Annotated in this window: 19 protein-coding genes and 1 other RNA gene; 11 read left to right on the top strand and 9 right to left on the bottom strand. The window is 71.1% G+C overall.

Annotation, left to right across the window (positions count from 1 at the left end):
* Positions 1-724: 724 nt before the first annotated feature.
* Positions 725-1,150, bottom strand: a complete 426-nt coding sequence (locus JNK30_RS09830) for a hypothetical protein (RefSeq protein WP_293482055.1) — start codon at positions 1,148-1,150, stop codon at positions 725-727.
* A gap of 104 nt (positions 1,151-1,254) precedes the next feature.
* Positions 1,255-2,469 carry a cyclopropane-fatty-acyl-phospholipid synthase family protein gene (locus tag JNK30_RS09825; protein WP_293482054.1) on the bottom strand — a complete coding sequence of 405 codons (1,215 nt, stop codon included), beginning with the start codon at positions 2,467-2,469 and terminating at the stop codon, positions 1,255-1,257.
* Positions 2,470-2,686: 217 nt separating this feature from the next.
* Here JNK30_RS09825 and groES point away from each other — a divergent pair, with 217 nt between their 5' ends.
* The 3 genes from groES (at position 2,687) to JNK30_RS09810 (ending at position 5,493) form a co-directional block, all read left to right on the top strand.
* On the top strand, positions 2,687-2,998 hold the full coding sequence (gene groES, locus JNK30_RS09820) for a co-chaperone GroES (RefSeq protein WP_293482053.1): 312 nt from the start codon (positions 2,687-2,689) through the stop codon (positions 2,996-2,998).
* A gap of 42 nt (positions 2,999-3,040) precedes the next feature.
* Complete coding sequence (gene groL / locus JNK30_RS09815; protein ID WP_293482052.1) at positions 3,041-4,687, top strand: chaperonin GroEL; 1,647 nt, start codon at positions 3,041-3,043, stop codon at positions 4,685-4,687.
* 143 nt (positions 4,688-4,830) lie between these two features.
* The gene (locus tag JNK30_RS09810) at positions 4,831-5,493 is read left to right on the top strand and encodes a DUF6624 domain-containing protein (protein ID WP_293482051.1); all 663 of its coding nucleotides are present in this window, start codon (positions 4,831-4,833) and stop codon (positions 5,491-5,493) included.
* Here the strand turns inward: JNK30_RS09810 and JNK30_RS09805 are convergent.
* Complete coding sequence (locus tag JNK30_RS09805; protein ID WP_293482059.1) at positions 5,490-5,846, bottom strand: phage holin family protein; 357 nt, start codon at positions 5,844-5,846, stop codon at positions 5,490-5,492. The genes JNK30_RS09810 and JNK30_RS09805 overlap by 4 nt on opposite strands.
* A 198-nt stretch (positions 5,847-6,044) precedes the next feature.
* Between JNK30_RS09805 and JNK30_RS09800 the strand changes: the two genes are divergently transcribed.
* Positions 6,045-7,784, top strand: a complete 1,740-nt coding sequence (locus JNK30_RS09800) for an ATP-binding protein (RefSeq protein WP_293482050.1) — start codon at positions 6,045-6,047, stop codon at positions 7,782-7,784.
* A gap of 145 nt (positions 7,785-7,929) precedes the next feature.
* On the opposite strand, the gene JNK30_RS09795 is transcribed toward JNK30_RS09800, so the two are convergent.
* The 3 genes from JNK30_RS09795 to ssrS form a co-directional block, all read right to left on the bottom strand.
* Positions 7,930-8,766 carry a TIGR00282 family metallophosphoesterase gene (locus JNK30_RS09795; protein ID WP_293482049.1) on the bottom strand — a complete coding sequence of 279 codons (837 nt, stop codon included), beginning with the start codon at positions 8,764-8,766 and terminating at the stop codon, positions 7,930-7,932.
* Entirely contained in the window at positions 8,763-9,320 is a 558-nt protein-coding gene (locus JNK30_RS09790) for a 5-formyltetrahydrofolate cyclo-ligase (protein WP_293482048.1), read from the bottom strand. Before JNK30_RS09790 ends, JNK30_RS09795 begins: the two co-directional genes overlap by 4 nt.
* A gap of 118 nt (positions 9,321-9,438) precedes the next feature.
* A non-coding RNA gene (ssrS, locus tag JNK30_RS09785) (6S RNA) lies at positions 9,439-9,601 on the bottom strand.
* Positions 9,602-9,660: 59 nt separating this feature from the next.
* On the opposite strand from ssrS, the gene JNK30_RS09780 reads away from it, so the two are divergent.
* Together JNK30_RS09780 and JNK30_RS09775 are read left to right on the top strand one after the other, a co-directional pair.
* Positions 9,661-10,794, top strand: coding sequence for a serine hydrolase (locus JNK30_RS09780; RefSeq protein WP_293482047.1), 1,134 nt, complete (start codon positions 9,661-9,663; stop codon positions 10,792-10,794).
* A 59-nt stretch (positions 10,795-10,853) separates the two neighbouring features.
* A complete protein-coding gene (locus tag JNK30_RS09775) occupies positions 10,854-11,891 on the top strand; it encodes a fatty acid desaturase (RefSeq protein ID WP_293482046.1) in 1,038 nt (345 codons plus the stop codon).
* 31 nt (positions 11,892-11,922) lie between these two features.
* Here the strand turns inward: JNK30_RS09775 and JNK30_RS09770 are convergent, their stop codons facing one another.
* Complete coding sequence (locus tag JNK30_RS09770) at positions 11,923-12,546, bottom strand: adenylate/guanylate cyclase domain-containing protein (protein ID WP_293482045.1); 624 nt, start codon at positions 12,544-12,546, stop codon at positions 11,923-11,925.
* A gap of 105 nt (positions 12,547-12,651) precedes the next feature.
* Here JNK30_RS09770 and JNK30_RS09765 point away from each other — a divergent pair, with 105 nt between their 5' ends.
* The 4 genes from JNK30_RS09765 to JNK30_RS09750 all read left to right on the top strand — a co-directional run bounded on the left by JNK30_RS09765 (position 12,652) and on the right by JNK30_RS09750 (position 15,253).
* Positions 12,652-13,437, top strand: coding sequence for a site-2 protease family protein (locus JNK30_RS09765; RefSeq protein ID WP_293482044.1), 786 nt, complete (start codon positions 12,652-12,654; stop codon positions 13,435-13,437).
* A 78-nt stretch (positions 13,438-13,515) separates the two neighbouring features.
* On the top strand, positions 13,516-14,244 hold the full coding sequence (locus tag JNK30_RS09760; protein ID WP_293482043.1) for an SHOCT domain-containing protein: 729 nt from the start codon (positions 13,516-13,518) through the stop codon (positions 14,242-14,244).
* A 109-nt stretch (positions 14,245-14,353) separates the two neighbouring features.
* Positions 14,354-14,539 (top strand): hypothetical protein, encoded by a 186-nt coding sequence (locus JNK30_RS09755; protein WP_293482042.1) that lies wholly within the window; start codon positions 14,354-14,356, stop codon positions 14,537-14,539.
* Between the two features lie 171 nt (positions 14,540-14,710).
* Complete coding sequence (locus JNK30_RS09750) at positions 14,711-15,253, top strand: hypothetical protein (protein WP_293482041.1); 543 nt, start codon at positions 14,711-14,713, stop codon at positions 15,251-15,253.
* 71 nt (positions 15,254-15,324) lie between these two features.
* Here the strand turns inward: JNK30_RS09750 and JNK30_RS09745 are convergent, their stop codons facing one another.
* Both JNK30_RS09745 and JNK30_RS09740 read right to left on the bottom strand, forming a co-directional pair.
* On the bottom strand, positions 15,325-16,032 hold the full coding sequence (locus tag JNK30_RS09745) for a PEPxxWA-CTERM sorting domain-containing protein (RefSeq protein WP_293482040.1): 708 nt from the start codon (positions 16,030-16,032) through the stop codon (positions 15,325-15,327).
* Positions 16,033-16,162: 130 nt separating this feature from the next.
* The gene (locus tag JNK30_RS09740) at positions 16,163-17,122 is read right to left on the bottom strand and encodes a hypothetical protein (RefSeq protein ID WP_293482039.1); all 960 of its coding nucleotides are present in this window, start codon (positions 17,120-17,122) and stop codon (positions 16,163-16,165) included.
* A gap of 211 nt (positions 17,123-17,333) precedes the next feature.
* On the opposite strand from JNK30_RS09740, the gene JNK30_RS09735 reads away from it, so the two are divergent.
* Positions 17,334-18,032, top strand: a complete 699-nt coding sequence (locus tag JNK30_RS09735) for a cistern family PEP-CTERM protein (protein ID WP_293482038.1) — start codon at positions 17,334-17,336, stop codon at positions 18,030-18,032.
* The last annotated feature ends 16 nt before the right edge of the window (positions 18,033-18,048 follow it).

Genomic DNA, 18,048 nt, shown 5'->3' with positions numbered 1-18,048 from the left:
CGGGCCGGTCGGCGGTCATGGTCATGGGTCGCTCCCAACAGTTTTTCTCTGGCGTCCTTTGTCGCGCACTTTCGGGAGAATTCAAACAACTGTTTTAGGGATAGGCGCGGCGGCGCGCGGCGCCTGATCCGTCCCGGTCTTTGCCTGCGGCGAAACCGGGATGAGAAACCGGGATGACAGGCGTGGGAACTGGAAAAGAGACCTGTCATCCCGGCCGGGCCCCGGCCCAAGCCGGGGGGAGAGCCGGGACCCATACGCGCCGGATGGCCGGCGTCGTGGCGCGGCGGTGGTGTTCGGGTGGTTCTGAAACGCGGAGTCTATGGATCCCGGTCTTCGCCTGCGGCGAAACCGGGATGACAGCCGTGGGAACTGGAAAAGAGACCTGTCATCCCGGCCGGACCCCGGCCCAAGCCGGGGGGAGAGCCGGGACCCATACGCGCCCGATGGCCGGCGTCGTGGCGCGGCGGTGGTGTTCGGGTGGTTCTGAAATGCGGAGTCTATGGATCCCGGTCTTCGCCTGCGGCGAAACCGGGATGACAGGCGTGGGAACTGGAAAAGAGACCGGTCATCCCGGCCGGACCCCGGCCTAAGCCGGGGGGAGAGCCGGGACCCATACGCGCCCGATGGCCGGCGTCGTAGCGCGGCGGTGGTGTTCGGGTGGGTTCTGAAACGCGGAGTCTATGGGTCCCGGTCTTCGCCTGCGGCGAAACCGGGATGACAGCCGCTATTTCACCGGGACGTGGTCGACGTGGGGGCAGACGGCGGCGAGGAGGGCGGCGTTGTCGGCGCCTTCGGCCTTCTTCGGCGTGTCCTTGCGCCAGGTCGACTTGATGTCGAGCGGCTGGTTCGGCTTGTACGCGCCCAGGGTGATCATGTTCTTCTTCGCGCAGTCGATGGCGACCACGCTGCCGACGCCGTCGGGCTTGCCGGGGCCGGAGGGGCCGATCTTGGCGTCGGGCTTGGAGATCGCCTGCATCACGACGATGCGGCCGGTCTCGCGGTCCTTGTACGAGTAGTCGCCGTCATAGGACCACTGGATGCCGTTCGCGGCGTCCACGTACTTGGTCCACTTCTCGGCCGAAGCGGCGCCGGCGATGGCCAGGGGGGCGACGAGGCCCAGGGCGGTGGCGAGCGCAAGGGCGCGGCGCATTCTGTCTCTCCAAACGGTCGTTCGAGCGGTTCAGCCCGACCCTAGCGGCGGATTTTGGGCGCCTCCACACATTTCACGCGGGCGGCGCGGTCTGCCGCAGGCGTTCAGGCCGCCTTCCGCTTGGCCACGGCGTAGGCCTTCTCGGTCTCGCCGATGTAGTCGCGGGTGATGGGCAGCACGTCGACCCGCTTGGCCAGCTGGATCTGCCAGATGAACTGCCGCCGCGCCCGGAAGCTCTGCTCGGCGATCCCCAGGTAGAACTCGAACATCCGGCAGAAGCGCTCGTCGTAGAGCTGGGCGATGTCGGCGCGCGCCGCCGCGAAGCGCTCGCGCCAGTGGCGGATCGTCTCGGCGTAGTGCAGCCGCAGGATCTCGACGTCGGTGACGATGAGGCCCGCCCGCTCGATCGCCGGCAGCACCTCGGACAGGGCCGGGGAATAGCCGCCGGGGAAGATGTACTTGTCGATCCAGGCGTTGGTGGTGCCGGGCTCGGGCCGGCCGATGGCGTGCACCAGGCCGACGCCGTCGTCCTTCATCAGCCGCGCCACGCCGTCGAAGTACTCCTGGTAGTTCGGCCGGCCGACGGCCTCGAACATGGCGACCGACAGCACCCGGTCGTAGGTCCCCTTCAGGTCGCGGTAGTCGGTGAGCGAGAAGCGGGCCTTGTGCGCCAGGCCGAGCGCCTCGGCGCGTTCCTTGGCGACCTTGAGCTGCTCGACCGAGAGCGTGATCGCGTCCACCTCGACGTCGCAGTCCTCGACGAGCTGCAGGGCGAGGCCGCCCCAGCCGCAGCCGATCTCGACGACGCTCATGCCGGGCTGGGCCTGCAGCTTGGCGGCGATGTGCCGCTTCTTGGCGAGCTGGGCCTCCTCCAGCGTCATGTCGGGCCGCTCGAAGTAGGCGCAGCTGTACTGCATGTCCTCGTCGAGGAAGCGCCGATAGAGGTCGTAGGAGAGGTCGTAGTGGTGGGCGACGTTCCGGCGCGCCGCGACGCGGTCGTTGGCCTCGCGCAGCGTCCGCTTCAGCCACCGGCGGAAGGGGTTGCGGCCCTTCTTCTTGCGGTTCTCGGCGTTCGCCCCGATGAGGTCGATGAAGTCGTCGATGGACCCCTGCTCGAGCACCAGGCCGCCGTCCATGTAGGCCTCGCCCACGCCGAGGCCCGGCTTGGCGGCGATGCGGGCGGCCCACGCGGCGGTGGTGATCCGCGCCGTCAGCGGCGGCCCGGAGCCGTCGCCCAGCTTCAGCGTGCGCCCGCCGGGCAGCTTGAGGGTCAGGTCGCCGGTGCGGACGACCTTCTCGAGCATGGCCTGCAGTCCCATCTACGCCTCCCCGCGTCACTTTGCGGCGAGAGTAGGTCGGCCTCCGCGAAAGCCAAGACCGCTTGCGAATCCGGGGCCCCGTCTTGACTCGCGGCGGCGAGGTTCCTAACTGCCCCCCGACGTTGGCACTCAGGGGCTGGGACTGCTAACAGCCACGTCCTGCCCGGTCCGACGTCGCAGATTTGAACCCGTTCCGTACGGAAGAGAGAGAACAGACATGGCGTTTCGTCCCCTGGGAGATCGCGTCCTCGTCAAGCGCGTCGAGGAAGAAGAGAAGACCAAGGGCGGGATCATCATTCCCGACACCGCGAAGGAAAAGCCGCAGGAAGGCGAAGTGATCGCCGTCGGCCCCGGCAACCGCGATGAGGACGGCGACTACATCGCGCTGGACGTGAAGGTTGGCGACCGCATCCTGTTCGGCAAGTGGTCCGGCACCGAGGTCAAGCTCGACGGCCAGGACCTGCTGATCATGAAGGAAAGCGACATCCTGGGCGTGCTCGAGTCCGACAAGGTCGCGAAGGCCGCCTAAGCGCCGCACCGTCACAAACATTCAAGGAAGAGAGACAGCATCATGGCTGCCAAAGACGTCTATTTCGCCTCCGACGCGCGCGACCGCATGCTGCGCGGCGTCAACACCCTCGCCAACGCGGTGAAGGTGACCCTGGGCCCCAAGGGCCGCAACGTCGTCATCGAGAAGTCCTTCGGCGCCCCGCGCTCGACCAAGGACGGCGTGTCGGTCGCCAAGGAAATCGAACTCTCCGACAAGTTCGAGAACCTGGGCGCCCAGCTGATCCGTGAAGTCGCCTCGAAGACCAACGACAAGGCCGGCGACGGCACCACCACCGCCACGGTGCTCGCCCAGGCGATCGTCACCGAGGGCCTGAAGTCGGTGGCCGCCGGCATGAACCCGATGGACCTGAAGCGCGGCGTCGACAAGGCGGTCGCCAAGGTCATCGAGGAGATCAAGTCCAGCGCCCGCAAGGTGTCGGCCAACAGCGAGATCGCCCAGGTGGGCACCATCTCGGCCAACGGCGACGTCGAAGTGGGCGAGATGATCGCCCGCGCGATGGAGAAGGTCGGCAACGAGGGCGTGATCACGGTCGAGGAGGCCAAGACGGCCGAGACCGAGCTCGACGTCGTCGAGGGCATGCAGTTCGACCGCGGCTACCTGTCGCCGTACTTCATCACCAACGCCGAGAAGATGGAGGCCGACCTCGAAGAGCCGCTGATCCTGCTCTTCGAAAAGAAGCTCTCCTCGCTGCAGCCCCTGCTGCCGGTCCTCGAGGCCGTGGTCCAGTCGGGCCGTCCGCTGCTGATCATCGCGGAAGACGTGGAAGGCGAAGCGCTGGCGACCCTGGTGGTCAACAAGCTGCGCGGCGGCCTGCGCGTCGCGGCGGTGAAGGCTCCGGGCTTCGGCGACCGCCGCAAGGCCATGCTCGAGGACATCGCGACCCTGACTGGCGGCACGCTGATCAGCGAAGACCTGGGCATCAAGCTCGAGTCGGTCACCCTCGACATGCTGGGCAAGGCCAAGAAGGTCACCATCACCAAGGACGACACCACGATCGTCGACGGCTCGGGCGACAAGGCCGACATCGAAGGCCGCGTGGCCCAGATCAAGAAGCAGATCGAGGACACCACGTCGGACTACGACAAGGAGAAGCTGCAGGAGCGCCTCGCCAAGCTCGCGGGCGGCGTCGCGGTGGTCCGCGTCGGCGGCTCGACCGAAGTCGAGGTGAAGGAGAAGAAGGACCGCGTCGACGACGCCCTGAACGCGACCCGCGCGGCCGTGGAAGAAGGCATCGTCCCCGGCGGCGGCGTCGCCCTGCTGAAGGCCTCGAAGGTCCTCGACGGCTTCAAGGGCGACAACGACGACCAGGAAGCCGGCGTGGCCATCGTGCGCCGCGCGCTGCAGGCTCCGATCCGCCAGATCGCCGAGAACGCCGGCGTGGAAGGCTCGATCGTGGTCGGCAAGGTGCTCGAGAACCCCTCGCCCACCTTCGGCTTCAACGCCCAGACCGAAGAGTACCAGGACCTGGTGCAGGCCGGCGTCATCGACCCCGCGAAGGTCGTGCGCACCGCCCTGCAGGACGCCGCTTCGGTGGCCGGCCTGCTGATCACCACGGAAGCCGCCATCGTCGAAGCGCCCAAGAAGTCGGCCCCGGCCGGCGGCATGCCGGGCGGCGGCATGGGCGGCATGGGCGACATGGACTTCTAAGTCCTGCCCCGGGCTTGACCCGGGGACTGCGCTCAGCTGAACGCGTTGGAGAGGGCGGGACCGCAGGGTCCCGCCCTTTTTCGTTCGCCCAAATCCTGCCCCCAGGGCGCGGCAGCCTTCGCGGTCTCCCGGGGGAGGTTTCGATGTTCACCGCACTGCTGCTCGCGGCCGCGATCGCGCCCGTCATCGACGCCATCGCCGCCGAGCGTGCGGCGCAGGCGCGACTTCCGCCGCCGCGGGAAGACCGCGAGCGGCTGGAGCGCCTGGGACGGCTCGACCAGGCGCCGCGCATGGCGCTGAAGGACGTCGACCTCGGAAGGGCTCCCGAGGCCGAACGAGAGCTGGCCTTCAAGGCGATGGGCGCCGCGATGCAGAACGTCGATCGGACCGTGGAGGCCCAGGTGCTCGCGATGGTCCCGCCCGAGGGCTGGTTCTCCCGGAGCAAGTACGGCGAAGAGGCCTCGCGAGCCGCCTTCATGATCATCCAGCACAGCAGCGTCGAGAACTGGCGCCGCTTCCTGCCGGTCATCGAGCGGTTCGTCGCCCAGGGCGAGGCGTCGGGCGCCGACTACGCCCTGATGTACGACCGCCTGGCCACCACCGAGGGCCGCCCGCAGCGCTACGGCTCGCAGCTCCGATGCGTCGACGGCAAGCTGGCGCCGTTCCCGCTGGAGGACGCCTCACGGGTGGAAGCCTGGCGACGCGAGGCGGGCATGCCCTTCACCTACGCCGAGCAGCTTGCGAACCTGTCGAAGGTGAAGGTCCCGTGCGGTCCCGCCGCGCGGGCGGCCAAGCCGGCGCCCTAGCCCTCCCGCCGGCCGTCCTTGATCGCGGCGTTGCCGATCCAGCTCGCGAAGCCGGTGACGATCGCCGCGAGCACGCCCGGCACCAGCCCGTGCACCTGGAAGCCCTGCAGCAGCACCGCCACGAGCCCGATCATCATCGCGTTCACGACCAGCAGGAACAGGCCCAGCGTGAGGAGCGTCAGCGGCAGCGTCAGGATGACCACGATAGGCCGGACCAGGGCGTTGACGATCCCGAGCAGCAGCGCCGCCGCGATCAGGCTTCCCGTGCTGGTCACCACCACCCCGGGAACGATCCTGGACGCCACCCACAGCCCCAGGGCCGCGAACACGGCCCGCAGCACAAACCTCGCCAGCATCCGGGCGTCTCCTCTCCTCCGGCCGACCTTGGCCTTGGGCCGAGCCTAGAACAGTTCGGGACGGATTGAACCGTCGCCGCGACCGGGGACCCGGAGGGCTCGGAGAACAAGGGTCCGTTCATCATTCACCGGCAATGTGCGGCGGCCTGTCGCACTGGGGGGTGATCGGCGGGCGCAAGCAGGGGAAGGCGCAGCGTGGTCGGCGTCGCCGCAAGGCTGTTGGACGAGCGTCTGGACGCGGTGGCCGTCACCGCGCGCCGGATCTTCGGCGTCCGCATGGCCATGGGGGCCGGCGCCGCGGCGCTCACCGCCTGGCTGTTCGGCCTGACCACGGCGTCGTTCTGGCTGGCGGGCTTCCTGGCCGCCGAACTCATCACCCGCGTCGCCACCCGCCCGCTCAACGTCGGCGCGGCCCTGTCGCGGCGGGACCGGGCCGTCTACGCGCTGTCGATGGTGGCCTCGAGCAGCGTCTGGTCGACGCTCGCCGTGCTCTACTGGTCCACCGGCATCGAGCCCTATCGCCTGGCCGCCATGGCGGTGCTGGCCGGCCTGATGGTCCACGCCCAGGGCTTCTCGTTCCGGTCCCCGGTGGCGCTTGGCGCCCTCGGCCTGGTGCCCGCCGTCCTCTGGTTCCTGCTCCCCGTTGGCTTCGGCGGCTATGCCGGGGAGTCGATCGCCACGCTCGGCGTCGGGCTCCTGATGCTGCTGTCGTACGTGGTGGCGAGCGCCCGCGCCAACATCCGGTGCGCCGCGGAGCTGGCGTCGGCCCAGCGGTCCGCGGAGGCCGCCAACGAGGCCAAGTCCGCCTTCCTCGCCATGATGAGCCATGAGCTGCGCACGCCCCTGAACGGCGTCCTCGGCATGGCGCGCGCGCTCCAGCGGACCCCGCTCGACCATCGCCAGCAGGGCTACGTCGACACCATCCTGCGGTCCGGCGACGGGCTGCTCGCGATCCTTAACGACGTGCTGGACATCTCCAAGATCGAGGCCGGCCGGATGGACCTCGAGGTGGCGGGCTTCGACCTCCGCGCGCTGGCCGAGCAGTCGATCGAGCTGTGGTCCGAGACCGCCCGGGCGAAGGGCCTCGTCCTGCGGTGCGAGGTGGGACCCGACGTGCCGCCGCTCGTCACCGGCGACGAGACGCGGGTCCGCCAGATCGTGCTGAACCTGATCTCCAACGCGCTGAAGTTCACCGAGGCCGGGGAGGTCGTGCTGACGCTGCGCGCCGCGCCCTCGGCCGACGGCGACGGCGGCGTCGAGATCCTGGTGCGCGACACCGGCATCGGCATGTCCGCCGACCAGGTGGCGGCGCTCTTCCGCCCCTACGCGCAGGCCGACGCCTCCACGGCGCGCCGGTACGGCGGCACCGGACTGGGCCTGGCCATCTGCCGCAAGCTGGCGTCGATGATGGGCGGCGAGATCGCCGTCGAGACCGCGCCGGGCGCCGGCTCGACCTTCCGGGTGTTCCTGCCGCTTCCGCCGTCCCGTTCGCCCATGCCCGAGGAGGCGGCCCCCGCCGACCTGCCGACGCTGCGCATCCTCGTGGCCGAGGACAACCCCATCAACCAGGCCGTGGCGCGCGCCATCCTCGAGGCGGCCGGCGCCACGGTGGAGGTCGCGCCCGACGGGGCCCAGGCGCTCGAGCGGCTGAGGGTGGAGACCTTCGACGTCGTCCTGATGGACGTGCACATGCCGGTCATGGACGGCGTCGAGGCGGTGGGCCGCCTGCGCAGCGGCCAGGCCGGGCGCGCGGACGTCCCGGTGATCGCCCTCACGGCCGACGCCACGTCGGGCGAGGAAGGCCGCCTGAAGGCGCTGGGCTTCGACGCCCTGCAGCACAAGCCGGTCCAGCCGGCCGCCCTGATCGTCGCGATCGGCGAGGTCATCGAGGCCCGCCTCGCCAGCGCCGCCGCCGACGCCGAGGCGGTGGCGTAGCGGGCGGGGTCCTGCCGGCTACCCCCTCCCCGCCGGCGCGCCGCGCCGCCGGACCTCCCCCAAGGGGGGAGGACCTCGGGGTGATGCTCCCCCCCTGGGGGAGCTCGCGAAGCGAGAGGGGGCGACTAGCGCCGCGCCCGCGGGACTAGGCTCTTGCGGGTTCCGGGGCCGGGACGGTCTGCTTCAGGCGGCCGCCGAGGCGGATGGGTTCGATCCGGCGCGCGAGGCCGGTGGCGGGGTCCGTCTCGACGAAGACGCCGCAGACCGTGGCCGGCCCCTCGGCCGGCTTGTAGCGCCCGCCGGAGATGCGGGTGGTGAAGCGCCGCAGCGGCTCTTCCTTCTGGTTGCCGATCACGCTGTCGTAGTCGGCGCAGGCGCCCGCGTCGGTCTGGTAGGCGGTGCCGCCCGGCAGCACCTGGGCGTCGGCGGTCGGCACGTGGCTGTGGGTCCCCACCACCAGGCTGGCGCGGCCGTCGCAGAAGTGGCCCATGGCCATCTTCTCGGACGTGGCCTCGGCGTGGATGTCCACCACCACCGCGTCGGCGACGGCGCCCAGCGGACAGGCCTCGAGCTCCTTGTCGACGGCGGCGAAGGGATCGTCGAGCGCGTCCATGAAGACGCGGCCCAGCAGGTTCACCACCAGGATGCGGCGCCCCGCGTCGGTCTCGAAGAGCTGGGCCCCACGGCCCGGGGCCGCGGCGAGGGCGGGGTAGTTCAGGGGCCGGATCAGGCGGGGCTCGCGGACGATGTAGGTCAGCGCCTCCTTCTGGTCCCAGGAATGATTGCCCAGCGTCAGGCAGTCGGCGCCCGCCTCGAACAGCTCCTTGGCGGTGCTCTCGGTGATGCCGAAGCCGGCGGCGGCGTTCTCGGCGTTGACGATCACGAACTCGAGCTCGAGCTGGCGGCGCAGCCCCGGCAGGTGCTCGGCCAGGCCCTCGCGGCCCGACCGGCCGACCACGTCTCCGAAAAAGGCGAACCTCATCGCCTCTCTCTAGCGACGCGAAGGAAGCCCGTCTCCGTCAGAATGGCGTCGAGGGGTTCGTCGTGCGGCTCCATGGGCACCTGCGGCAGTTCCTGTCCGGCGTAGGCCACGCCGATCACCAGAACGGGCCGGGCGGCGCGCAGTTCGGCGATGGTCCGGTCGTAGCACCCCGCCCCCTGCCCCAGCCGCCCGCCCCTGCGGTCGAAGGCCAGGACCGGCGTGAACACGATGTCCGGCGAGACCCGCGGCGCGGCCGGCGTGGGCGCGAGGATGCCGAACGCGTCGGAGACCAGGGGGTCGCCCGGCGCATGGCGGCGGAATTCCAGCGGCGCGTTCCTGGCGACCGCGACCGGCAGGGCGACGGCGGCGCCGGCGATGCGGATCCCGCCCGGGTCGATCTCGGAGCCCACCGGATGGTAGAGGCCCACGACGCCGGCCTGCGGCAGGTCGGGGGGAACATGGGACGCGAGCCGCCCGGCCGCGTCCGGCGCCTCGGCGGCGAGGCGGCGGCGCAGGACCCGCATGCGGGCGCGGAGGTCGGTCTTGGACGTCACCCCCCGCTTCTAGCGCAGATGCCGCGTCCTATCGCCTGCGAAGGTCCCGGCGGCGCGAGGCGCGGCGGAGCCGGCCGGATCCCGCCGCAGGGCGTGCGGAGGCTCGGGGAGGATGGGTGGCGGCGCCGCGGGAGCCGTGAAGGACTGTTCAATTCCCTCGACCTGGATAGACCAGGTGGGCGCCGTGTGCCTGAGACCACGATCCCGGGCAGGGACAGCTCCCGTTGAGTGAATTAAGGTCGCTGGAATTTGGTTGCCTTCGACGCGAGCCGCAGCAAGACCCGCCGAGGCGTAACGTAGGACGCCGGGCCCCGGGGCTCAAGCGTCGCCGGGGGACGGAATGACATCCGAGCGCATGCAGGCCCTGCTGGACGAGGCCGTGACCCGGGGCGCGGCGCCCGGGCTGGTGGCGGGGGTGCTGCGCGACGGCGAAGCCCGGTTCTGGGCGGCCGGGGCGCGCGGCGTGGCCGATCCCACGCCGATGGACCCCGACGCGGTCTTCTGGATCGCCTCGTGCACCAAGGCGATCACCTCGGCGGCGGCGCTGCGGCTGGTCGAACAGGGCGCGCTGGACCTGGACGAGCCGGTGGGCGTGCGCATACCCGCCCTCGCCGAGCCCCAGGTGCTGGACGGGACGGGCCCCGACGGACGGCCGCGGCTGCGCGCGGCGCGGCGGCCGCTGACGCTGCGGTCCCTGCTGAGCCACACGTCGGGGCTGGCGTACGACTTCTTCAGCGCCGAGCTCGCCGGCTACTTCGCGGCCACGGGCGGAAGCCTCGCCGGATCGCTGGCGTCGGGGCCGCCCCTGGTGTTCGAGCCGGGCGAGGGCTGGCAGTACGGCATCGGCATCGACGTGGCCGGGTGGCTGATCGAGCACGCCACGGGCCAGACCCTGGCGGCGCACCTGGACGAGGCGTTCTTCCGCCCGCTGGGCATGACCTCGTCCAGCTTCGAACCGGGGCCGGACCTGACGTCGCGCATGGCCGGCATGCATCGCCGCGGCGCCGACGGCGGCTTCGAGCCGGCCGAACGCTTCCCCTCCGCGCCGGTCCTGCACGGCGGCGGCGGGCTGAACTCCACGGCGGGCGACTACCTCAGGTTCCTGGCCGCCGTGATCGCGGACGACGGCGGCGGCGTGCTGGGACCGGCGGCGCTGCGGGGGCTGCGCGAGCCGGCGGCCCAGGCGGGACAGGCAGGCTGCCTGGCGACCACCATGCCGCCGCTCAGCCACGACTTCCGGCCGATGCCCGGGACGCCGCTGTCCTGGACCCTGGGGTTCCTGCGCAACGACGCCGACGTGCCGGGCGCGCGGCGGGCGGGCAGCCTGGCCTGGGGCGGGCTGGCCAACTGCTACTACTGGGCGGACCCGGCGAGCGGCGTGGCGGGGGTCCTCTTCGGCCAGTTCCTGCCCTTCGCCGACCCCGGCATGCTGGCCACGTTCGAGGCGGTCGAGCGGGCCGCCTACGAGGCCTGAGGACGCAGGCCGCGCGAAGGGGCTTGGGCGATCCGCGCGCCGGGCTTACATCGGGCGCCTTGAGCACCGCGACCACCACCGCCGAGCAGAGCCTGGCGCGCCAGGCGAACGAGATCGCCCGCGACCTGACGCGGGCGAACCCGCGCGTCTACTGGACGGACCTGGCGGTGACGGCGCTGGTCACCTGGCTGAGCTTCCTCGTGGCCGCCACGGCCGCCTCGCCCGGCTGGGCGCTGGCCGCCGGCGCGGTCTGCGTGCTGGCCCTCTATCGCGGCATCAGCTTCATCCACGAGCTGACCCACCTGCGGCGCGACGACCTCCCCGGCTTCCACTTCGCGTGGAACGTGCTGATCGGCGTGCCCTGGCTCACGCCCTCGCTGCTGTACGAGGGCGTGCACATCCTGCACCACGCCAAGGACCGCTACGGGACCGCGCGGGATCCGGAGTACCATCCGCTCGCCCGGCGGCCGGTGGGCGAGCTCCTGGTGTTCCTGGGCATCGCCCTGCTGGCGCCGGTCGGGACCCTGCTCCGGTTCGGCGTGCTGGCGCCGCTGGGCTTCCTGATCCCGCCGGTGCGGCGGTTCGCGGTCGCGCGCGCCTCGGGCATGGTCATCAACCCCGGCTTCGCCCGCGAGGACTTCGACCGCGCGCGCTCGCCCGCCTGGCTGGCGCAGGAGGTCGGGGCGTGGCTCTGGAGCTGGTCCGTGGCGGGACTCGCGATCGCCGGCCTGATCCCCTGGCGGGTGGTGGCCACGGCGGCGCTGATCTTCTCGCTGATGACCTTCCTGAACCAGCTGCGCACCGCGGTGGCGCACCGCTGGGACAACGACGGCGAGGTCATGGCGCCCCTGGACCAGTTCCTGGACTCGGTGAACGTGCCGCCGCCCGCGCTGCTGCCGTTCCTCTGGGCCCCGGTGGGCCTGCGCTACCACGCCCTGCACCACCTGATGCCGCGCCTGCCCTACCACAACCTCGGGATCGCCCACCGGCGCCTGGTCGACGCCCTGCCGGCCGACCACGACTATCGCCGCGCGGAGGAGCCCGAACTCATCCCCGCCCTTGGCCGCCTGGTGGCTCGGATGCGGCGCAACCGCTGAACGCGGGCGGGCCGGAGACGCCGGCGCGACCTCAGGTCACCGCGTGGTAGGTCAGGGCGAGGCCCGAAATGCTGGCGCGCTCCTCGGTGGAGGCGACGGCGGGGTCGAGCTGGCGGCGGGCGGCGTCGGTGAGCAGGACCATGCCGCCCTGGGCCACGTCCTCGCCCAGCTTGGAGGCGAGGTTCACCTCGTCGCCGAACAGGTCCTCGTCGCCGGGCGCCAGGATGTCGCCGTAGCCGATGCCGATCGCCGCGTAGAGGCGCCGGCTGGCGGGCAGCAGGACGTTGACGGTGGAGAGCTGGCGCATGATCTCGCGCGCGGCCTTCACCGCCGGCGCCACCTCGTCGAACAGGCAGTAGAGGTTGTCGGCCTCGGCCTTCACCAGTATGCCGCCCAGCCCCTCGATCGTCGGCACCGCCAGCAGCCGCATCTGATGGATCATCACCAGGAACGAGACCACGCCGTGCACCTGGGTGGTGCGCGAGAAGCCGCTCATGTCGAGCACCAGCACCGCGCGGCGCTTGGTGAACTCGGCCTCGATCTGGGCCGAGATCTCGCCCCGGCGCTCGGGCTCCTCGATGATCTGCGACAGGAGGGCGTAGAGGCGGTCGTGCGGGTTCTGCGGCGATGCGGCCTCGGACGCGGCGCTGGTCATCCGTTCGCTCTCCCTCGCGGCATGGGCGCGATGCCACCGCCCCGGCCCCGACCTGTCAAGGCGACCCCTTGCGGAAGGTCGCGGAAAGCCCCACCCCTCTGCGGGATGACGGACGACGCCCTGGATCCCGCGCCGGCGAAGGCCGCCGCCCCGCCGAACAACCTGGTGGGCCTCGTCCTCCTGGCGGCGTTCGTCGCGCTGGGCTGGGGCCTGACGCTCGATCCGGCCGGCCGCACGCCGCTGACCTTCGCCTTCGTGATGGTGGGCTGGGTGCTCGCGGTGATGGCCCACGAGTTCGCCCACGCGGGCACGGCGTTCCTCGCCGGCGACCACACCGTCCGGGAGAAGGGCTACCTGAGCTTCGACCCGCGCCGCTACGGCGACATCGGGACCAGCCTCGTGATCCCGCTCATCGCCCTCGCGCTGGGCGGGATCGGCTTCCCGGGCGGGGCCGTGTACCTGCGCAACGACCTGATGCGCGGCCCCACGTGGCGCGCCGCCGCCTCGCTGGCCGGGCCCGCCGCGACCCTGGTCGTGCTGCTCGGCCTCGCCGGCGTGCTGGCCCTGTGGAGCCGCACGGCGCTGCCGAGCGGGCTCTTCGCGGGCCTCGCGATGCTGGCGTTCCTCCAGGCCACGGCCCTCATCCTGAACCTGCTGCCGGTCCCGGGCCTGGACGGCTTCAACGCCATCCGGCCCTTCCTGCCGCCGGGGCTCGCCGCGCGGGTGGCGCGCTACGAGGGCCTCGCGCTCATCGCGCTGCTGGGCCTGCTGCTGCTGGTCCCCGGGTTCGGCGCGGTGCTGTTCGGCGCGGCCGCCGACCTGGCCCGCGCCCTCGGCGTGCCGGGCCCGGCCATCGCGGAAGGCTGGGCGGCCTTCCACTTCTGGCGATGACGGGCGCCTGATCCGCGCTTGAGCGCCGCCCGGCGCCCCGATACCGTCCGTCCGTCGGGTCCGCGAGCGGAGGGCGGCATGCTGGGCGTCACCGAGATCATGAAGGCGCTCGGGCTGTGGGCGCTCGTGGCGCTCGCCGCCTACGGGGCCAGCCTGAGTCCCCTGGGCGGCTGGGCCTGGCTGATCCTGATCGCGCCGCTGGCCGCCTGGATCGGGCTCGTCTTCGTGGGCGCGCCTGCGCGGGCGGCCAAGGCCGAGGCCATCCTGGCGCGCACGCTGATGACCGGCGAGACGGTCACCGCCCAGGCGATCCAGCATCGCGTCTTCGCCCTCTTCCGCCGCCGCACGTCGCTGGCCATCACGTCGAGCCGGGTCGTCGCGGTGCATCGCGGGCTGCTGGGCGGGTTCCGGATGGCCGACATGCAGTGGAAGGACCTGAAGGACGTCCGCATCGAAGCGAACATGCTGGAGGGTCTGTGCGGGGCGAACCTGGCGTTCGACACCCTGGTCGCAGGCTATGCCGGCATCGCGGTCCCCGGCGTGCCCAGCGGGCCGGCCACGGAGATGTACGCCAAGGCCCAGTACGAGGAGCAGGCCTGGGAGGAGAAGCGGCGCATCCGGAGCCTCGAGGAGACCCGCGCGGCCTCGGGCGGCGTGACCATCGGCGGACACGGCGGCGAGGCCGGGGCCCCGGCGACCGAGCGCATGGTCGACGAGATCCGCAAGGCCAAGGAGCTGCTGGACTCCGGCGCCGTCAGCGACGCCGAGTTCCAGGAGATGAAGGCCAAGATCCTGGGCCGCGCCTGACCGCCGGGATTCCGGCGGTTTTCCCCCCGCAAGTGTTCCGTGCGCGCCTCAGTTGCTGGCGCGAAACAATCCGTGCACGATAGGGTTGCTTGGTTCTGGGGGGACCGACATGCTCTTTGTCCTGAGCGGGGTGGGACAGGATCTGGCGTTGCCTGTCGACGCGGGCGTCCTGGGCGCGTTCGACGACGCGGTGCGGGCGGCCGAGGCGATGCTCGAGCGATATCCGACCTGCGAAGCCGTGGAGATCTTCACCGACGGGCGTTTCGTCCGCGACGTGGAGCGGCTGCCAAACTGACGCAGCGGAACAACCGCGTTTGCCACGAAGCAGCCTGCGGACTAAGGTCACGCTTGCTGGAGGCAACTCAACGGGAGCAGCCAGTGGGGCGGGCTCCGAGGTCAGCACCGGATACCGCCCCTTCCCAGCCCGCGCGCGATCCGCGACTGCGTTTCCCGGCATGAGATCGCCATGAACCACACCGTCCGCACGTGCGGAACCTGCAGCCTCTGCTGCAAGGCGATGGGCATCGAGGAACTGAAGAAACCCGCGGGCGTCTGGTGCGAGCACGCGCGGCCTGGGCGCCCCGGCGGGGCCTGCTCGATCCACGAGACGCGCTATCCGATCTGCCGCGGCTTCCACTGCCAGTGGATCGTCAGTCCGGATGTCCCTGAAGAGCTGAAGCCCAGCAAGTGCAAGGTGATCCTCACGGGTGTCCAGGGTGCAGGGGACGACCAGCTCGTCGCCTACTGCGATCCGGCCGACCCCGGAGCGTGGCGGCGGGGGGCGATCTATGGCTTCCTGAAGCGCCAGACCCGGCGGCCCGATGGGCGTCCGCGCACGGTGATCGTGCGGGTGGGACCACGCTACTGGCTCGTGACCCATGATGCGGACCTCGACCTCGGCGAGGCGGGGGGCCGCAAGCGCTTCCGGATCGAGCCGGGCCCCGACGGCCGGCCGGTCGCCAGGCTGGTGGAGGACTCGAGCCAGTCCGGTCGGCCCGCGGAGGCTTAGGGCGTCCACATACAAGAAGGTCCCCGGCGCAAGGCCGGGGACCCCCGAAAAGGCTCAGACTGAGCGGCGGCTCAGATGGCGGAGACCCACCGGCGCCGCTGCCGCAGGGCGTACCCCGCGCCACCGAAGCCCAGGATCATCAGGCCCCAGGTGCTCGGCTCGGGCACCCCCGTCACCGGGCAGTTGGCGATGCAGCGGGCGTCACGCGCCGCAACGTTGATGGATTCACCGGCATCCGGCTGGATGTGGCCGAGGAACCACCAGCCGCCCGCGTTCGAATTGAAGCGGTTGCCGTCGCCCAGAGAGTCCACCAGGCCGCCCGGCCCCGGGACCACGCCCGTGCCCGCGAACGTCAGGCCGTTGGCGTTGTAGGCCGTGAACTGCAGCGGATTCACGCGCGCGTTCTTGCCGCTCGCATTGATGTAGAAGTGATCCGTGAACGTGCCCCACGGCGAGTGGGTGTACGACGTCGGGCTGTACACCACGTTCGGGCTGTTGTGGTTCTCGGTGATCTGGGTGGCGCCGTCGTCCAAAAGGTTGAACGCGAAGATGTTGTTCACGCCCGACTGCTGCCACACGCCGTCGTAGATCGTCGCGGTGATGTTGAGGGTCTTGCCGTCGCCGACCTCCTCGATCACGATTTCGCCGAACGGGCCGCCCAGCGTCGGGCCGTTCACGTCCCAGTGGTCGATGATCGACAGGTAAGTGGCCGCCGAGGCGGACGACGCCGCCATGCCCAGCGCGCCTGCGGCCACTGCCGCCAAGAGTTTCAGCTTCATTTTGTTCTATCCCCGGATCGGGGCCCCCAATCACACTGCAGGGGTAATGACATCTTAACCGGAGGTTTGAGACTCGAACGCCTGAAAGGAGAATCCGCCGCCTAAAGCGTGTGGCCCTTTCAGGAGCGGCTCAGCGGTCCGCCGGGTCCTCGTTCATGCGTCGCCGCGCTTCCGCGTACGGGGATGCGAAGGGATGCACCCCGAGCGTCTGGCGGACCTCGTCCAGGCGGAGGTTCCACAGCTCCGGCCACGGCGCACCGAGCAGCAGCGGCGTCTCGCGTCCGTGCGCCCATGCCCTGAAGATGCAGTCGAGCCGCAGGTCGACGCTGTCGGGTCGGGCGAGGCTAAGCGCCGTCAGCGTCGCCGCCGTGGAGAGCGCCGAGTAGTGGTGGCCCGTCTGTCCCATCAGGAAGGCGCCGAAGGCCACGCGGTCCAGGCGCGCCGGTCCGTACCCCGCGACCACGCCCAGCACCGCCAGGGACTGGATCGTGTGCACGTTGATGTAGGCGAGCGGCGCCGGCATGTGCCGAAGCAGCGCGACCAGTCCGCCGCCGAACGGCGCGGCGAAGCCGTCGCCGCCGGCCAGCCGGTCCTGGCGCAGCAGGAATCCTAGGGATGCCGGCGGAGCGCCCTCCATCACGGCGGGATCGTAGGGCTCCGGAATGCCGCCGGCGGCCGCTTCCACGACGCCGGGATAGTCCATCGCCGCGACAGCCATGCGCGCGTTGATGCGCGGGTCCAGCTCGCCGGCCGCGCGCAGCGTGGCCGCGGCCAGGGCCTGGTGGGTCGCGTCCGTCGGCAAGTGCACGAGGTCCCAGAAGGCGTCCCAGAAGCGGTCGGAGATCGGCAGCGGCTCCTCAAGCCGCAACCGGGGCGGGAAAACCGGCTGCGACAGCCAGCCGGCGGCGGCGTTGTCGTAGACGTCCATCAGCCGCTCGGGCGAGGCGGCCGCCACGTGCACGGCCTTGGCCGCCAGGGCGCGCAGCCCCACCGTCGTCACGCCCCGCCGAAGGCCCACCGCCACCGCGCCGGCATCGCCGCCGCCTGTCGCGGCCATTTTTTCGAAGGCGTCCTTCGCCGTGGCCCGCATGCCTGCGTCCCCTGGTGGGCCAATCAATTCCGCGCCCGGCAAGACTGCCAGTGGCGACGGCGGGCTGTCGAGCGGCTCCAGGTTGCAGGCGGCGACGCCCGATGCCGCCCGCCGCACACTCGCCCGGGGGGAGAATCTTCAATCTTTAGCGCGAGGCTTGAGATATTGCGGTGAACTCAATGAAGCCACGCTTATGTATGGGGCAACGGTGATGCGTAATGTTTTCGGCGGGCTCGCCGTAGCGGCTGCGATCGTGGCGGCCACTCCGGCCGCGGCGGCCGTGACGCTCGAGTTCAATCCCTCGTGGGGGTCCACGGAGAACACCGGCGCCACCGCGACGGCGACATTCACGTTCACCGACGTCGGCTCGAACGTGCAGATGGACCTGGTGCTCGCGAACACCACGGACGGCACGGACGGCCTGGGCGCCACGGCGGCGACCCTGGTGGCGTTCGCCTTCGACCTGCCGACGTTCACCGGCCTGACCTACAGCTCGAACGGCACGACCTTCACCAAGCTGTGGACCAATCCGTCGCTCCCGCCCCTGGGCACGTTCGACCGCGGCATCAGCCTGAACCGCAACAGCTTCGGCGGCGGCAATCCGGGCGGCGGCGTGACGGCCGGCAATTCGCTTGGGATGGTCCGCTTCACCGTGGACACCATCCTGGACGCCGCGGCCTTCGAGAGCGCGTTCGCGGCGGGTTATCTCGCGAACGGGACCTTCGATGCGGCCGTTCGCTTCCAGCAGGTCAACGCGGGCGGGGGTTCCGACAAGGTCCTCGGCGGCCTGCCGCCGCCGCCCGACCCGCCGCCGACCATCGTGCCCGAGCCGTCGACCTGGGCGCTGATGATCATGGGCTTCATGGGCGCGGGCATGGTCCTGCGCCGGCGGCGCGCCGTCACGGCCTGAGCGCGGGATTTCAGTC

The organism is Phenylobacterium sp., from assembly GCF_016793225.1.
Lineage (GTDB): Bacteria > Pseudomonadota > Alphaproteobacteria > Caulobacterales > Caulobacteraceae > Phenylobacterium.
The sequence above is the reverse complement of the archived record's forward strand: the minus strand, read 5'-3'. Positions and strand labels throughout refer to the sequence as shown.

Excerpts from the sequence above, each read along its gene's own strand:
- JNK30_RS09740 (WP_293482039.1), bottom strand. The coding sequence starts at position 17,122 with ATGCGGGCCACGGCGAAGGACGCCTTCGAAAAAATGGCCGCGACAGGC.
- JNK30_RS09735 (WP_293482038.1), top strand. The coding sequence starts at position 17,334 with ATGCGTAATGTTTTCGGCGGGCTCGCCGTAGCGGCTGCGATCGTGGCG.
- JNK30_RS09765 (WP_293482044.1), top strand. The coding sequence starts at position 12,652 with ATGACGGACGACGCCCTGGATCCCGCGCCGGCGAAGGCCGCCGCCCCG.
- JNK30_RS09745 (WP_293482040.1), bottom strand. The coding sequence starts at position 16,032 with ATGAAGCTGAAACTCTTGGCGGCAGTGGCCGCAGGCGCGCTGGGCATG.
- JNK30_RS09795 (WP_293482049.1), bottom strand. The coding sequence starts at position 8,766 with ATGAGGTTCGCCTTTTTCGGAGACGTGGTCGGCCGGTCGGGCCGCGAG.
- JNK30_RS09760 (WP_293482043.1), top strand. The coding sequence starts at position 13,516 with ATGCTGGGCGTCACCGAGATCATGAAGGCGCTCGGGCTGTGGGCGCTC.
- JNK30_RS09750 (WP_293482041.1), top strand. The coding sequence starts at position 14,711 with ATGAACCACACCGTCCGCACGTGCGGAACCTGCAGCCTCTGCTGCAAG.
- JNK30_RS09755 (WP_293482042.1), top strand. The coding sequence starts at position 14,354 with ATGCTCTTTGTCCTGAGCGGGGTGGGACAGGATCTGGCGTTGCCTGTC.
- groL (WP_293482052.1), top strand. The coding sequence starts at position 3,041 with ATGGCTGCCAAAGACGTCTATTTCGCCTCCGACGCGCGCGACCGCATG.
- JNK30_RS09770 (WP_293482045.1), bottom strand. The coding sequence starts at position 12,546 with ATGACCAGCGCCGCGTCCGAGGCCGCATCGCCGCAGAACCCGCACGAC.
- groES (WP_293482053.1), top strand. The coding sequence starts at position 2,687 with ATGGCGTTTCGTCCCCTGGGAGATCGCGTCCTCGTCAAGCGCGTCGAG.
- JNK30_RS09830 (WP_293482055.1), bottom strand. The coding sequence starts at position 1,150 with ATGCGCCGCGCCCTTGCGCTCGCCACCGCCCTGGGCCTCGTCGCCCCC.
- JNK30_RS09810 (WP_293482051.1), top strand. The coding sequence starts at position 4,831 with ATGTTCACCGCACTGCTGCTCGCGGCCGCGATCGCGCCCGTCATCGAC.
- JNK30_RS09825 (WP_293482054.1), bottom strand. The coding sequence starts at position 2,469 with ATGGGACTGCAGGCCATGCTCGAGAAGGTCGTCCGCACCGGCGACCTG.
- JNK30_RS09780 (WP_293482047.1), top strand. The coding sequence starts at position 9,661 with ATGACATCCGAGCGCATGCAGGCCCTGCTGGACGAGGCCGTGACCCGG.